This is a genomic window from Polynucleobacter sp. AP-Jannik-300A-C4, from assembly GCF_018688335.1.
Classification (GTDB): domain Bacteria; phylum Pseudomonadota; class Gammaproteobacteria; order Burkholderiales; family Burkholderiaceae; genus Polynucleobacter.
In genome coordinates this window covers 1,891,993-1,905,831 of sequence record NZ_CP061316.1, presented here as the reverse complement: position 1 = coordinate 1,905,831, position 13,839 = coordinate 1,891,993, and the positions used below count along the sequence as shown (strand labels likewise).

15 protein-coding genes and 1 riboswitch are annotated in these 13,839 nt (G+C 47.5%); of the genes, 11 read left to right on the top strand and 4 right to left on the bottom strand.

The genetic code is table 11. From position 1 onward, the window contains the following. The first annotated feature begins 15 nt into the window (after positions 1–15). The 9 genes from FD975_RS09910 to FD975_RS09870 all read left to right on the top strand — a co-directional run bounded on the left by FD975_RS09910 (position 16) and on the right by FD975_RS09870 (position 8,050). Complete coding sequence (locus tag FD975_RS09910) at positions 16–690, top strand: DUF484 family protein (RefSeq protein ID WP_215302218.1); 675 nt, start codon at positions 16–18, stop codon at positions 688–690. Continuing rightward, positions 671–1,672, top strand: coding sequence for a tyrosine recombinase XerC (locus tag FD975_RS09905; RefSeq protein WP_215302217.1), 1,002 nt, complete (start codon positions 671–673; stop codon positions 1,670–1,672). Before FD975_RS09910 ends, FD975_RS09905 begins: the two co-directional genes overlap by 20 nt. 63 nt (positions 1,673–1,735) lie before the next feature. Continuing rightward, on the top strand, positions 1,736–2,800 hold the full coding sequence (locus tag FD975_RS09900; RefSeq protein ID WP_215303995.1) for a GTP-binding protein: 1,065 nt from the start codon (positions 1,736–1,738) through the stop codon (positions 2,798–2,800). Positions 2,801–3,024: 224 nt separating this feature from the next. Then, on the top strand, positions 3,025–3,402 hold the full coding sequence (dksA, locus tag FD975_RS09895) for an RNA polymerase-binding protein DksA (protein WP_062307316.1): 378 nt from the start codon (positions 3,025–3,027) through the stop codon (positions 3,400–3,402). 26 nt (positions 3,403–3,428) lie between these two features. Further along, positions 3,429–4,331 carry an acetylglutamate kinase gene (argB, locus tag FD975_RS09890; RefSeq protein ID WP_114654130.1) on the top strand — a complete coding sequence of 301 codons (903 nt, stop codon included), beginning with the start codon at positions 3,429–3,431 and terminating at the stop codon, positions 4,329–4,331. 21 nt (positions 4,332–4,352) lie between these two features. After that, positions 4,353–5,009: a nucleoid occlusion factor SlmA gene (gene slmA, locus FD975_RS09885; protein WP_114654129.1), complete on the top strand. Its 657-nt coding sequence runs from the start codon at positions 4,353–4,355 to the stop codon at positions 5,007–5,009. Further along, positions 5,006–6,145: a homoserine O-acetyltransferase gene (locus FD975_RS09880; RefSeq protein ID WP_215302216.1), complete on the top strand. Its 1,140-nt coding sequence runs from the start codon at positions 5,006–5,008 to the stop codon at positions 6,143–6,145. The genes slmA and FD975_RS09880 overlap by 4 nt, the downstream gene beginning before the upstream one ends. Then, entirely contained in the window at positions 6,142–6,723 is a 582-nt protein-coding gene (gene metW / locus FD975_RS09875; RefSeq protein ID WP_215302215.1) for a methionine biosynthesis protein MetW, read from the top strand. Before FD975_RS09880 ends, metW begins: the two co-directional genes overlap by 4 nt. Next, positions 6,716–8,050, top strand: coding sequence for an MFS transporter (locus FD975_RS09870; RefSeq protein ID WP_305848965.1), 1,335 nt, complete (start codon positions 6,716–6,718; stop codon positions 8,048–8,050). The genes metW and FD975_RS09870 overlap by 8 nt, the downstream gene beginning before the upstream one ends. Here the strand turns inward: FD975_RS09870 and FD975_RS09865 are convergent. Beyond that, positions 8,043–8,825, bottom strand: coding sequence for an exodeoxyribonuclease III (locus FD975_RS09865; protein ID WP_215302213.1), 783 nt, complete (start codon positions 8,823–8,825; stop codon positions 8,043–8,045). The genes FD975_RS09870 and FD975_RS09865 overlap by 8 nt on opposite strands. An 8-nt stretch (positions 8,826–8,833) precedes the next feature. Here FD975_RS09865 and pyrE point away from each other — a divergent pair, with 8 nt between their 5' ends. Further along, a complete protein-coding gene (gene pyrE / locus FD975_RS09860) occupies positions 8,834–9,502 on the top strand; it encodes an orotate phosphoribosyltransferase (RefSeq protein WP_215302212.1) in 669 nt (222 codons plus the stop codon). 39 nt (positions 9,503–9,541) lie between these two features. Here the strand turns inward: pyrE and dapF are convergent, their stop codons facing one another. The 3 genes from dapF to FD975_RS09845 are packed head-to-tail and all read right to left on the bottom strand — an operon-like array spanning position 9,542 to position 12,241. Next, positions 9,542–10,396, bottom strand: a complete 855-nt coding sequence (gene dapF / locus FD975_RS09855) for a diaminopimelate epimerase (RefSeq protein ID WP_215303993.1) — start codon at positions 10,394–10,396, stop codon at positions 9,542–9,544. Positions 10,397–10,455: 59 nt separating this feature from the next. Then, the gene (locus FD975_RS09850) at positions 10,456–11,355 is read right to left on the bottom strand and encodes a lipid A biosynthesis acyltransferase (RefSeq protein ID WP_215302211.1); all 900 of its coding nucleotides are present in this window, start codon (positions 11,353–11,355) and stop codon (positions 10,456–10,458) included. Between the two features lie 25 nt (positions 11,356–11,380). Then, positions 11,381–12,241, bottom strand: a complete 861-nt coding sequence (locus tag FD975_RS09845) for a lysophospholipid acyltransferase family protein (RefSeq protein WP_215302210.1) — start codon at positions 12,239–12,241, stop codon at positions 11,381–11,383. Positions 12,242–12,444: 203 nt separating this feature from the next. On the opposite strand from FD975_RS09845, the gene metK reads away from it, so the two are divergent. After that, a complete protein-coding gene (gene metK, locus FD975_RS09840) occupies positions 12,445–13,611 on the top strand; it encodes a methionine adenosyltransferase (protein ID WP_215302209.1) in 1,167 nt (388 codons plus the stop codon). A 79-nt stretch (positions 13,612–13,690) separates the two neighbouring features. Next, positions 13,691–13,802: riboswitch (S-adenosyl-L-homocysteine riboswitch) on the top strand. The last annotated feature ends 37 nt before the right edge of the window (positions 13,803–13,839 follow it).

Below are 13,839 nucleotides of genomic sequence, written 5' to 3'. Positions count from 1 at the left end.
GCAAGAAAGACATAGATGAGCGCAATCGATCCCAAGCAGGCCGAGCAAGAAGAATTGGTGGCAGAGTGGTTACGCGCTACCCCAGGTTTTTTTGAGCGCTATGCCAATCTCTTAAATGAAATCCGCTTGAAGCATCCACATGAAGATCGCGCCATTTCATTGCAAGAGCGCCAGATGACTTTGTTGCGCACACAAAACCAAGAGCTGAACCGCCGCCTGAGTGAGATGTTGCACTTCGGTAGCCGCAATGACAAAACTCAACAGAGCCTAGTAGCCTGGTTGTTACGCCTGATAGGTGCCAACACGAAGGCAGATGTAGAGTCTGCAGTGACTGCGGGTTTGGCAGAGGTATTTGAGGTGGAAGCTGCACAACTCTTGTCACCCAATACAGCATTTGGTCCTTGGATCGATACGCCGCTTTGTGGCTCTGCTAAAGAGCTGGCTGCAGCGAGCGTAGATTTGCTGGCAACTCAAGTGAGCATTGATCCTGAGTGGCAAAGTATGGTGGCTATTGGCCTGCCATTAGGCAAGAGTATTGGTGCGGCGCAATCACCAGCAGTGCTTTTGTTGGCCAGCAAAGATGAAACTCGCTTTACTGCGGATATGGGCGCATTTTATTTACGTCAAATTGCCGAACTCACTGCTGCAGCTTTGGATCGTATCCAGGCTTATGAGCCAAGCACCAGCTGATCTTCACCCCTTAGTGCAAGAGTATTTGCACGAGCTGCATGTTTTAAGGCAGCTCTCACCCCATACGCTCAAAGCGTACCGCATGGATCTGGGTGAGCTGCAGGAATTGGCAGCAGATGATTCCATTGAGTTATTAAAAGTCACAAATGCGTATGTGCGTCGCTGGGCGGGTCGCTTACATTCCAAAGGAAAATCATCCCGTACGATTGCTAGAGCGCTTTCTGCATGGCGCGGCTGGTATGACTGGTTGACCGAGAAAGATGCACGTCGCGATGCGCAGGCAGGAAAGGTAACCGCCAATCTAGTCGCTAATCCTGTCGATGATGTGAAGGCGCCCAAACGTCTGAAGTCTTTGCCTAAGGCGCTCTCGGTTGAGCAGGCACTCTCTCTAGTAAACCAAGCCGTTAAAGAAGCCGAAGAAAAAAAAGATCTCGAGACTGTACGTGACGCAGCGATCATTGATTTGCTGTATTCATCAGGCTTACGTTTATCAGAGCTGTTGGGCATTGATGTGATGCAAAGCAAAGATCGCCAACAGGAGTCAGCCGGCTGGTTGGATTGGGATGCTGCAGAAGTCACGGTGTTGGGTAAAGGTGGCAAGCGTCGCTCAGTCCCGATTGGTGGACCTGCAATGCAATCCCTCAAAGTCTGGCGTGCGGTCCGCGATCAACTGGAGCAAGCAGATGTATCAATGGCTTTGTTTATTTCTGCTACAGGTGCGCGCCTATCCCCTCGGACTGTGCAGGCTCGTCTGCGCACCTTGGCGATGCGTGCCGGCCTGCCGACCCATGTGCATCCGCACATGATGCGCCATAGCTTCGCAAGTCATGTATTGCAATCGTCCCAAGATTTGCGGGCGGTGCAGGAGATGCTGGGGCATGCCAGTATCGCCAGCACGCAGATTTATACCTCTTTAGACTTCCAGCACCTAGCGCAGGCATACGATAAAGCCCATCCACGCGCAAAGGCTGGCAAAGCGTGAGGAACTCGGTAAGATAGAAGGTTTCCTATTTAGGGAATGTATTTATAGATTTTGAATGGATCGATCATGGCGTTAATTCCAGTAACAATTCTTACAGGCTTTTTAGGTAGCGGCAAAACGACTTTGCTCAAACACATCTTGACTGAAGAGCATGGCAAAAAAATTGCCGTGATTGAAAACGAGTTCGGCGAAGAGAATATTGATAACGACATCTTGGTTCAAGACAATCAAGAGAACATTGTGCAAATGAGTAATGGCTGTATTTGTTGCACGATCCGCGGCGATTTAGTGGAGGCCCTCAATTCACTCTGGGAGCAGCGTAAAGATAAAAAGATTAGTTTTGATCGCGTAGTCATTGAGACTACTGGTGTGGCTAATCCAGGCCCGGTAGCCCAAACATTCTTTATGGACGATGATGTTGCGGATCATTACGTATTGGATGCGGTGGTCACTCTTGTGGATGCCAAGCATGGCCCACAGCAGCTCACAGAGCATGAAGAGGCGCAGCGCCAAGTAGGCTTTGCCGATCAGATCTTCATTACTAAGACGGATTTGGTAACGCCGGCTGAAGTGGATGCTTTACGCAATCGTTTAATGCATATGAATCCCCGCGCCCCAATTCAGGGTATATCTAAAGGGGTAGTGCCCTTAGACGCTGTTTTGGATCTTAAGGGCTTTAATTTGAATGCCAAGCTCGATATTGACCCTCATTTCCTAGAGCAAGACGATCATGATCACGCTACTTGTGGCCACGATCATAGCCATGACCACCATGATCACAGCACTTGTGGGCATGACCATAGTCACGACCATCATGGCCATGCAGGCCATACAGACCGCATTCAATCCTTCGTTTTTCGTAGTGATAAACCCTTTGATCATAAAAAATTAGAGGACTTCCTGGGGGGTATTTTGGAGGTCTTCGGAGAGAAGATGTTGCGCTATAAAGGCGTCCTCTATGTGAAGGGTAGCAACCGAAAAGTCGTGTTCCAGGGGGTTCATCAGATGATGGGAAGTGATTTAGCGGGTGTTTGGGGTGCTGAGCCAAAGCAAACGCGGATGGTTTTTATCGGCATTGATTTGCCTAAAGACACCCTGCTGGCTGGGCTTGAAGGGTGTTTGGCCTAAGAAATATCAAGTACAATCCGGCGCCACGGTCAATATTGATAAATATTGGCAAAAGGGCGGTAAAAGTTTGGCAGAATGAAGTAATAATGGTTTAGATCCATGGAAAGAACGAAATGACGGTAAAAACACCAACGAAAGCTACGGCTACAGCAAAAGCGCCCACTAAGGCTGCAAGTGCAAAGGCTGCTAAGGGTGCCCCTTTAACAGAAGTTGAATTGCTCAAGATGTCCGAAAAGGACTATATGAATGCGGCTCAGCTAGATTTTTTCCGTCAAAAGCTCTTGACTTTAAAAGACGATATTTTGAAAAATGCTTCTGAAACTACAGAGCATTTGCGTGAAAACATTTTGGTTCCTGATCCTGCTGACCGTGCAACGATCGAGGAAGAGCATGCACTTGAGCTGCGCACACGTGATCGTGAGCGCAAGCTCTTGAAAAAAGTTGAGCAGGCTTTGGCCCGCATTGAGTCTGGTGATTATGGTTGGTGTGAGGAGACAGGCGAGCCGATTGGCTTGAACCGTTTAATTGCACGTCCAACAGCCAATCTCTCACTGGAGGCGCAAGAGCGTCGTGAACTTCGTCAAAAATTGTTTGGCGATTAATTACTAGACTGAATACACAAGTAGCAATGACTAAGCAATCCCCATCTATTAGCGAAATCCCACCCTTACTTAAGGCGGAGATTTTGGCCGAGGCTTTGCCTTACATTCGCGCTTATCACGGTAAGACTATTGTGATTAAGTACGGCGGGAATGCGATGGTCGAAGAGCGCCTGAAAGAAAGTTTTGCGCGCGATGTCATTTTGCTTAAGCTGGTTGGTATGAACCCAGTAGTGGTGCATGGTGGCGGTCCGCAAATTGATGAAGCCCTCAAGAAGATTGGTAAGACCGGCACCTTTATTCAAGGTATGCGCGTAACCGATGAAGAAACCATGGAAGTGGTGGAGTGGGTTCTCGGCGGTGAAGTACAGCAAGATATTGTGATGTTGATTAACCACTTCGGTGGCCAGGCGGTTGGTTTGACTGGTAAAGATGGTGGCTTGATTCGTGCGAAGAAGATGTTGGTTGCCGATGAAAAGAAAGCAGGCGGCACTATTGATTTAGGGTTTGTTGGTGAGATTGAAGCCATTAATCCGGCAGTTGTTAAAGCATTGCAAGATGACGCATTTATTCCAGTGATCTCTCCGATTGGATTTAGCGAAGAAGGTCAGGCATACAACATCAATGCTGACTTAGTCGCTGGCAAGATGGCAGAAATTTTGCATGCAGAGAAATTGGTCATGATGACCAATATTCCGGGCGTGATGGATAAGGCCGGCACACTCTTAACCGATCTGACTGCACGTGAAATTGATGGTTTGTTTGCTGACGGAACGATTTCTGGTGGAATGTTGCCAAAGATTTCCTCTGCATTAGATGCGGCAAAGAGTGGTGTGAATTCTGTTCACATCATTGATGGTCGAATTGAGCACTCACTGTTGCTTGAGATTCTGACTGAACAAGCTTTTGGAACAATGATTCGCTCCCGCTGAGAGTGGATAAGAGATATAGATATGCGTGATTCCTTAGACCCTACTGCATCAGAGATCGAAGCGACGGTTGCCGAAGAGGGTAAGACACGCAAGCGCCCGCGTCCTGGTGAACGTCGTCTACAGATCTTGCAGGTGCTGGCAGAGATGTTGCAAAACCCAAAGGGTGAGCGAGTCACTACTGCAGCATTAGCGGCAAAAATTCAGGTATCAGAAGCGGCGCTCTATCGGCATTTCGCTAGTAAGGCGCAGATGTTTGAGGGCTTGATTTCATTTATTGAGCAAACAGTTTTTGGTTTGATTAATCAGATTAATCAAAAAGAAGAATCTGGGCTTGCACAAGCTCGCGGGATTTTGCAGATGCTGTTGTTCTTCGCAGAAAAGAATCCTGGCATGACTCGCGTACTTTTGGGTGATGCTTTGTTGCAAGAGGATGATCGCCTGCAAGAGCGTATTACACAGGTACTGGATCGCGTGGAGGCATCTCTCAAGCAGTCCTTACGCATTGCTCAAACCCAAGGCGGTGCTTGGGCGAATGTAAGTCAAGATGAGGTTAGTGTCCGAGCAGCTATGTTGATGAGTTGCGTCCTAGGTCGCTGGCATCGATTTGCTCGAAGCGGCTTTAAGAAGCTGCCAACCGAAGCATCTGATATTAGCCTTCGCATTCTTCTGTCCGAATGAGCGAGTTACATCTCTCTAGAAACACTATCCACTTTGCCGAGCCCTTGCCTTTGCAAAGTGGCGCCATCTTATCGAGCTACGATTTAGTTATTGAAACTTACGGCAAGCTGAATGCCGATAAAAGTAATGCCGTGCTGGTTTGTCATGCGCTCAATGCATCACACCATGTAGCAGGACCCAATCCCGATGATGCAAAAGATATCGGCTGGTGGGACAACATGATTGGGCCAGGCAAGCCAGTAGATACAAATCATTTCTTTGTTATTGGGGTTAATAACTTAGGCTCTTGCTTCGGATCGACCGGGCCAATGAGCATCAATCCTGCCACTAAAAAGCCTTATGGCGCAGAATTCCCTGTCATCACGGTTGAGGATTGGGTCAATACTCAGGCGCGTTTGGCTGATAAATTGGGTATACGTCGTTTTGCTGCAGTCATGGGTGGAAGCTTGGGTGGAATGCAGGCATTAGCATGGTCTATCCAATTTCCAAAACGCCTTGGGCATTGTTTGGTTATTGCCTCGACGCCAAAACTGAGTGCGCAAAACATCGCGTTCAATGAAGTAGCGCGTAATGCTATTTTGTCTGACCCAGATTTTCATGGTGGTAATTATTACGAGCATGGCGTGGTGCCAAAGCGTGGTCTAAAGTTGGCTCGTATGGTTGGACATATTACCTACTTATCTGACGATGATATGGCAGAAAAGTTTGGGCGCGAATTACAACGACCTCACGGCGAATCTCAAGACTACCGCTTTAGCTTTGATGTGGAATTTGAGGTAGAGAGTTATTTGCGCCATCAAGGCGATAAGTTTTCTACTTACTTTGATGCCAATACTTATTTACTCATTACCAGGGCGCTAGATTATTTTGACCCTTCTCGTCGTTATGAAGGAAGTCTCAATCGCGCTCTAGCAGAAGTGCAAGCTAAGTTTTTGGTCGTGAGTTTTTCTACTGATTGGCGCTTCCCCCCTAATCGCAGCCGCGAAATTGTGGAATCTTTACTCAGTAATAAGAGTGAAGTGAGTTATGCAGAGATTGATGCACCACATGGGCATGATGCTTTCTTATTAGATGACTCGCGTTATCACAATCTGATTCGTGCTTATTTCAAACAAATGCTTGAGGCTAAATCATGAAGCGCGCTGACTTTGCCGCGATAGCGAACTGGATTGCGCCCAATAGTGAAGTGCTAGACCTGGGTTGCGGCGATGGTAGTTTCTTGGAGTATTTGCAGAAACAAAAGCCAGTCCATGCTTATGGCGTTGAGATTGATGATGCCCGTGTACTCTCATGTGTGCAAAAAGGTTTGAATGTCATTCAGCAAAATCTTGAAGGCGGTTTGGCACTTTTTGAGAACAATAGTTTTGATACGGTTGTACTCTCTCAAACACTACAAACCATTCACGAAACTGAAAAGATCTTGCGTGAAGTGGTGCGCGTTGGCAAGGAGTCAGTTGTTTCTTTCCCAAATTTTGGCCATTGGTCACACCGCCTAGCAGTTGGCTTTGGCCGTATGCCAGTTTCTAAAAGCTTGCCTTACCAGTGGTACAACACGCCTAATGTGCGCGTTCTTACCGTTGCTGATTTTGAAAAATTAGCCTCAAGCTTGGGTCTCCAAATTCTGGATCAATGCATCTTGCATGAGGGTCGTCAGGTTACTTTGATGCCGAATCTTTTTGGAAGCCTAGCGCTGTTCCGCGTTCGACGTGCTTAGTGCCCTTCAGTCCTGGCTGAAAGATTTTCGGGTTTATCTCGAATGGCCATGCCTCCGAATGCTCTTCTTGGGCTTCTCCGCCGGTCTACCTTTGCTGCTTATTTTAGGAACCTTGAGCTTTTGGCTAAGAGAGGCTGGTATTGATCGCAGCACGATTGGTTATCTGACTTGGGTTGGTTTGATCTACGCGTTTAAGTGGATGTGGGCCCCTTTAGTAGATCGATTGCCCATCCCTTTGTTATCAACATTATTTGGTAGAAGACGTAGCTGGCTGCTTTTTGCGCAGTTGCTCATTATTCTTGGCTTGGTCGGCATGGCCAGCATTGATCCCAAAGCTCAACTCACACCAATTGTGTGGTGCGCTCTTCTGGTTGCCTTTGGTTCTGCAACGCAAGATATTGCTTTAGATGCTTTTCGGATTGAGTCTGCAGATAGTGATCATCAAGCAGCATTAGCCGCTACCTATCAAACGGGCTATCGCCTCGCATTGATTTGGTCTGGTGCAGGTGTTCTCTGGTTGGCTGCCCGTGCTGAATCTGGGCTTGCTGGATATGATCCGGCTGCCTGGCAATTTGCCTATCTTTGTATGGCGCTCTCGATTGGGGTGGGGGTCATTACTACCTTATTTAGTAAAGAGCCGGTTCGTATTGAGCTTGCAAAAGCGCGCAATGCAAAGGCATGGCTACATCAAACCTTGATTGAACCATTTGCCGACTTTATTAAGCGTTACGGTTGGCACGCTATTTTGATTTTGTCTTTAATTGCCATCTATCGTATTAGTGATGTGGTGATGGGAATTATGGCTAACCCATTTTATGTAGATATGGGATACACCAAAGATGAGGTCGCAGCTGTTAGTAAAGTCTTTGGAGTAGTGATGACATTAGTTGGAGCCTTCCTTGGGGGTGTACTCACTTTACGTTTTGGTGTGATGCGCATTTTGTTGCTGGGTGCAATTTTATCGGCCGTCAGCAATTTATTATTTGCTTGGCTTGCGACACAGGGCCACGATTTGCATGGCTTGGTTTGGGTGATCTCTGCGGATAACCTGAGTTCCGGAATAGCTTCGGCAGCGTTCATCGCATTCTTATCGGCCTTGACGAATATCCAGTACTCCGCAACGCAGTACGCATTATTTAGCTCCATGATGCTCTTATTGCCAAAGTGGCTGGCTGGATTTTCTGGCGTTTTTGTAAATAACTTTGGCTATGCAAGTTTTTTTATCAGTACCGCAATTATTGGAGCGCCGGTCTTAATTCTGATTTGGCTCACCATCCACTTCAAAGTAGTGGAATTCAAAAAACACGATTCACAAGTCGCTAAATAGACCAGTCGTAATCTACTGTGAGTGGTGCATGATCTGAGAAACGCTCTTCTTTATACACCGCAGTATTTTTAGCGCTCCCCGCAATTCCTGGGGTAGTGATGTGATAGTCGATGCGCCAGCCCACGTTCTTTGCATAAGCTTGACCCCGATTACTCCACCAGGTGTAGCAGGCGTCAGTCGCTTCGGGCTCTAGTTTTCTATAGACATCTACGTAGCCAATTTTGCCAAATAGGTTTGTCAGCCAAGCGCGCTCTTCGGGTAAAAATCCTGAGTTCTTCAGATTGCCTTTCCAGTTTTTAAGGTCAATCTCGTTGTGGGCAATATTGACGTCCCCACACAGCACAATTTCGCGCCCTGACTTTTTGAGTTCAACCAAGTGTGGCAAGAAAGAGTCTAGATAACGATATTTTGCTTCCTGCCTTTCTGGCGAGCTTGAGCCTGAGGGCATGTATACCGAGATGACAGAGAGCTTTTTGAATCGAGCCTCGACATAGCGACCTTCAGCATCGAACTCCTCATTGCCATAGCCATATAGGACCTCATCTGGCTTATGGGGGGTATAGATGCCGCACCCGCTATAGCCTTTTTTCTCGGCATGATGAAAAAAGCCGTGTAGCCCATCCGGATTCAGAATGGCATCTTCTAAATCGTCTTGCTGAGCCTTGAGCTCCTGCATACAGACAAAGTCCGCCTTTTGCTTCACCACCCATGGCATAAAGCCTTTTTTGACCGCGGAGCGGATACCGTTGAGGTTGGCAGAAATGATGCGTAACATATAGGCCTATGAGCTCAAAAAATTCTAATCAAGATAACTTTATTCAATTTGCTTTGGAGGCAAATGTTTTGTCGTTTGGGGAGTTTAAAACTAAAGCGGGGCGCCTTTCTCCTTATTTCTTTAATGCGGGCGGATTCAATGATGGTACCCGCCTAAGTGCGCTAGGAAAGTATTACGCCAAGGCTTTGCAAGAGTCTGGTCTTCAATATGACATGCTGTACGGCCCAGCTTATAAAGGCATCACTTTGGCTGCTGCCACTGCAATTGCTTTAGCCGATGCTGGCCGCAATGTTCCATATGCCTACAACCGTAAAGAAGCCAAAGATCATGGCGAGGGAGGCTCACTGGTGGGTGCTCCAGTTAAAGGCAAGGTGGTCATCATTGATGATGTGATCTCAGCCGGGACATCTGTACGCGAGTCTGTGAAGTTGATTCGGGATGCGGGTGCTGAGCCGGCGGCGGTATTGATTGCTTTGGATCGTATGGAGAAGTCCGGTACGGCTACAGAGATTGGCGATAAGTCAGCAGTGCAAGCAGTGGAGCAAGAGTTTGGTTTGCCGGTTGTAGCAATTGCAAACCTGGCAGACCTGATGGCCTTCTTAACTGCCTCGAGCAATGCCGAGTTAACAAAGTATCTTCCAGCAGTGAAAGCCTATCGCGAGAAATACGGAATTTAATTTAAAGAGCAGTAGCAGTAGTTTCTGCAGTTCTACCCTTTAGATTTGTGTTTCACCCTCGAACACGGTGATGGCTGGCCCAGTCATGATGACGCTCTGGGCCACTTCATTAAACATTCCGCCCCAGGCAATTTGCAAATCACCGCCACGGGTGTGCACTTTGACGGGGGAGTCAAGTAAGCCTCGACGAATGCCGGAGACTACTGCAGCGCATGCGCCAGTGCCACAAGCAAGAGTCTCACCAGCGCCCCGCTCATAGACGCGCAATTTAATTTCATTGCGATTGATCACTTGCATGTAGCCAGCATTCACTCTTTTTGGAAATACCGGATCTCTCTCGATTGACGGACCTTCTTCGAGAACGGGTGCGCTGTCAACATCACCCACCACTTGAACTGCATGGGGATTACCCATCGACAAAACACCTATCCAGCTATCGTGTGCAGCAGGCGTAGCAATAGGTAATGCATAGAGCATTTCATGAAACTCTTGCTTACTTGCTAGGCCACTCGCATTAAATGGAATTTGGCTGTGCTCAAAAATCGGCGCGCCCATATCCACTTCCACCTGGCTATCTTCATGAGATTTAAGTGTAAGCACTGTATGCGCAACTTCAACGCGCAAAGGATTTTTAGTTGATAGACCTTGGTCGAGAACAAAGCGAACAAAGCAACGCGAGCCATTACCGCATTGCTCTACCTCGCCACCGTCAGAATTAAAAATACGATAACGAAAATCGGCATCAGGGCGCGTGGCTTTTTCAACCAGCAGGATTTGATCCGCACCAATACCAAACTGGCGATGGGCAAGCTTTTGCCATTGTTCACGAGTGATAGCGCTGAGATCTTGATCAATCCCATTGAGCACAATGAAATCATTGCCCGCACCATGCATTTTGGTGAAGCGTAATTTGCGTGAAGACAGGTTTAAATTCGTGCTCAAAAGAATTCCAATTAGTTGTAAAGGCTAGGCTCGCCAGGCGGCCTATGTTTAAAGCGCTTGTGTACCCAATAGTACTCTGCAGGCCTTTCGCGAACAAGGTCTTCGATATATTTATTCAGGCGTGCGGTATCTGCCTCAACATTATCTGTTGGAAAATTGGGAAGGGGCGCGCTGATGTTGCAGGTATATCCCATCCGATCAGCATTTAAGGTTGTGGTCATGAGGCACACTTCTGCACCGCTGAGCCTAGCCAGGCGTGAGACTGAGGTGATGGTATTGGTTTGAATTCGAAAGAAGGGAACAAAAACCGAGTCACGTGGACCGAGATCAATGTCAGGCGCAATAAAAATAAAGTTCCCGGTTTGAATTTCCCGGATCAAATCGCGCAAGCGACTTTGTCTCTCGATTGATTTCCCCCCAAAACGATTTCTCCATTCAATCATTTTTTGATTGAAAAAAGGATTCTTCATATTTTGGTAGAGGCCAGCACCACGAGGCCAATCATGCTGACTTGCTAATACCGATAGTGCCATGAAGCCACCTTCAAGCCCAACAAAGTGTGGGTTGATTAGTAGACGTGGTTTGCGATCCCCCAGCGTAATCTCAGAATTGATGCTGACGATGTTGGTGATCTGCTTTCCGCTGCCAAGCCAAATACGACTTCTCTCGATGACGCTGCGTCCGAATAACTTCCAATGTTCTAATGCAAGCGAATGAATTTCATCTTCGCTCAGATTAGGAAAGCAAAGACGTAGGTTTGTTTTAACAACCTTGGCACGCTCATTGGGTATATGCGCCGCCAACCAGCCAAGGCCATAACCTATGTAAATAGTGAGAACATAAGGCAAAAAAGCAAACAGGCGCAGTAAGCTGAGTGCTAGAAAATTGAAAACGTTTTGTAACCAGGTCATGTTGAATAAATTATAAATTTATTAACTAGTTACTCGGTGGTAATTCCGCTCCACTGGGATGTTTGTAGCGGTTATAGGCCCAGATGAATTGATTGGGTGCAACTAGGATTGCATTCTCAATGGCAACGTTGAGTTCAGTGGCTGCGAGTGTCGAGTCTTCAGAAAGCGGCTCTAGTCTCTTAGCTTGCATGAGCCAGCCTTTACCAAGCCCTTTACGTTTGGCAGTAAACATCACAACCGGTGTGTTATTGCGATTGGCTAGGCGTGCAGGAAGTGGAGTTGTGTAGGCAGGGCGTCCAAAAAAAGGAACCCACACACCTTCACCACCGCTCGGGACTTGATCTGGAAGAATGCCAATTGCTTCACCACGTGTCAGCGCTCGCGTCATTTGACGAACGCCATTAAGGTTCGTTGGTACGAAATGCATATTGGGGTAAGCGCGACCCTCTTCCACCACTTCGTTAAGCCATTCTTGGCGGGACGGACGATAAAGAATGGTGGCGGGGAAGTGCTGCGCAAGTACCCGAGGAATAATTTCAAAGCCGCCAAGGTGGGGTGTGAGCATGACTAAGCCATGTCCTTCATTGATAGCTGCTTCAACGAGATCCCAGTCTTGTACTTCAACAAGGGAAAGTGCTTTTTTGGGATTTCGCCAAATCCACAAACTGTCAGAGAAGAGTTGCCCAGATGCAGCAGTCGCACGCCAGATTTGCAGGGGCAAATGATGACTTTTAATAACGGCCTCGTATTGAGGACGAAAAAGTGATCGATATTGCTTGGAGCCCACATAAGCCAGAACCCCTAAAGCAGCCCCAATTACCTGAACTAGGAATAAGGGTAATACCGCTATTGCAGCGAGGGTTAGCTTAAGAAGGAATTTGCGCACCCTCTAATGATATTCAATGCCAGCGCTAGGGCCAAATTTCCGATCTAGCTTGATAAATAAAGCATTTTTCGGATAAAATTGCACCATCGCTGAGTTAAGGCAACTTGCAGGGCGATTCATAAATTCTGCTAAAGCGTCGCCGTTGAAATTCCTGGCACGTCGAGTTGTCCCAATGATCGTGTTAATTTTTAAAGGAATATGCAATGGCAAATGATTACTTCTTTACCTCAGAATCGGTTTCTGAAGGTCACCCCGATAAAGTAGCAGACCAAATCTCTGATGCCATCTTGGATTCGATCCTGGCTCAGGACCCAACTGCGCGCGTTGCTGCAGAAACTTTGTGTAATACCGGCTTAGTAGTGTTGGCTGGTGAGATTACAACGAATGCCAATGTGGATTACATTCAAGTAGCTCGTAATACTTTGCGTGAAATTGGTTACGACAATACTGACTACGGTATTGATTACAAAGGTTGTGCCGTGTTGGTTGCTTATGACAAGCAAAGTCCTGATATCGCACAGGGTGTAGACAAGGCTCATGATGACGGCTTAGACCAAGGTGCTGGTGACCAAGGTTTGATGTTTGGTTACGCCTGTGATGAAACTGCAGAGCTCATGCCTTTGCCAATTCACTTGTCCCACCGCTTGGTAGAGCGTCAGTCTCAACTTCGCCGTGACGGCCGTTTGAACTGGTTGCGTCCAGATGCGAAGTCTCAAGTGACCTTGCGCTATGTGGATGGCAAGCCTGACTCAATCGATACAGTAGTTCTCTCCACACAACATGATGAAGAAATCTCTCTCGAGAAATTGCGCGAAGCAGTGATCGAAGAAATCATCAAACCAGTGTTGCCAAAGCATTTGATCAAAGGCGCGATTAATTTCTTAGTAAACCCAACAGGTCGATTTGTGATCGGCGGCCCGCAAGGCGATTGTGGTTTGACAGGTCGCAAGATCATTGTGGATACCTACGGCGGTGCAGCTCCTCACGGTGGTGGCGCCTTCTCTGGGAAGGATCCTTCCAAGGTTGACCGTTCCGCTGCGTATGCTGGTCGCTATGTGGCAAAGAACGTCGTTGCTGCTGGTTTGGCAAGCAAGTGCTTGATTCAGATCTCTTACGCGATTGGTGTGGCTAAACCAACTTCAGTAATGGTGAGTACTTTCGGTACTGGCAAGATTTCTGACGAGAAGATTGCACAGCTGGTTTCTGAGCACTTTGACTTGCGTCCAAAGGGCATCGTCAAGATGCTGAACCTATTACGTCCGATTTATCGTAAGACTGCTGCTTATGGTCACTTTGGTCGTGAAGAGCCAGAATTTACTTGGGAGCAGTGCGATAAGGCGCCTGCCTTACGTGCAGCAGCCGGCTTGTAATCTGCTTTCTAGGCAGTAAATTTGCAGTATGTAGTGGTATTGAGGCGAAATATGGCGAAATTGATTACAATTTCGTCATACCTTCAAGGAGCGTTGCAAGGAATACTGAGAACCAGTGTTTCCCCAGGCTTGAAGGGAGTGGACTCCTAGGTAACCCCAGAGTTTGCTAATTGCAACTGCGCTCGCTAACCCATGATTCAATGGCTAGCGAGTTCCTACTCCAGCATT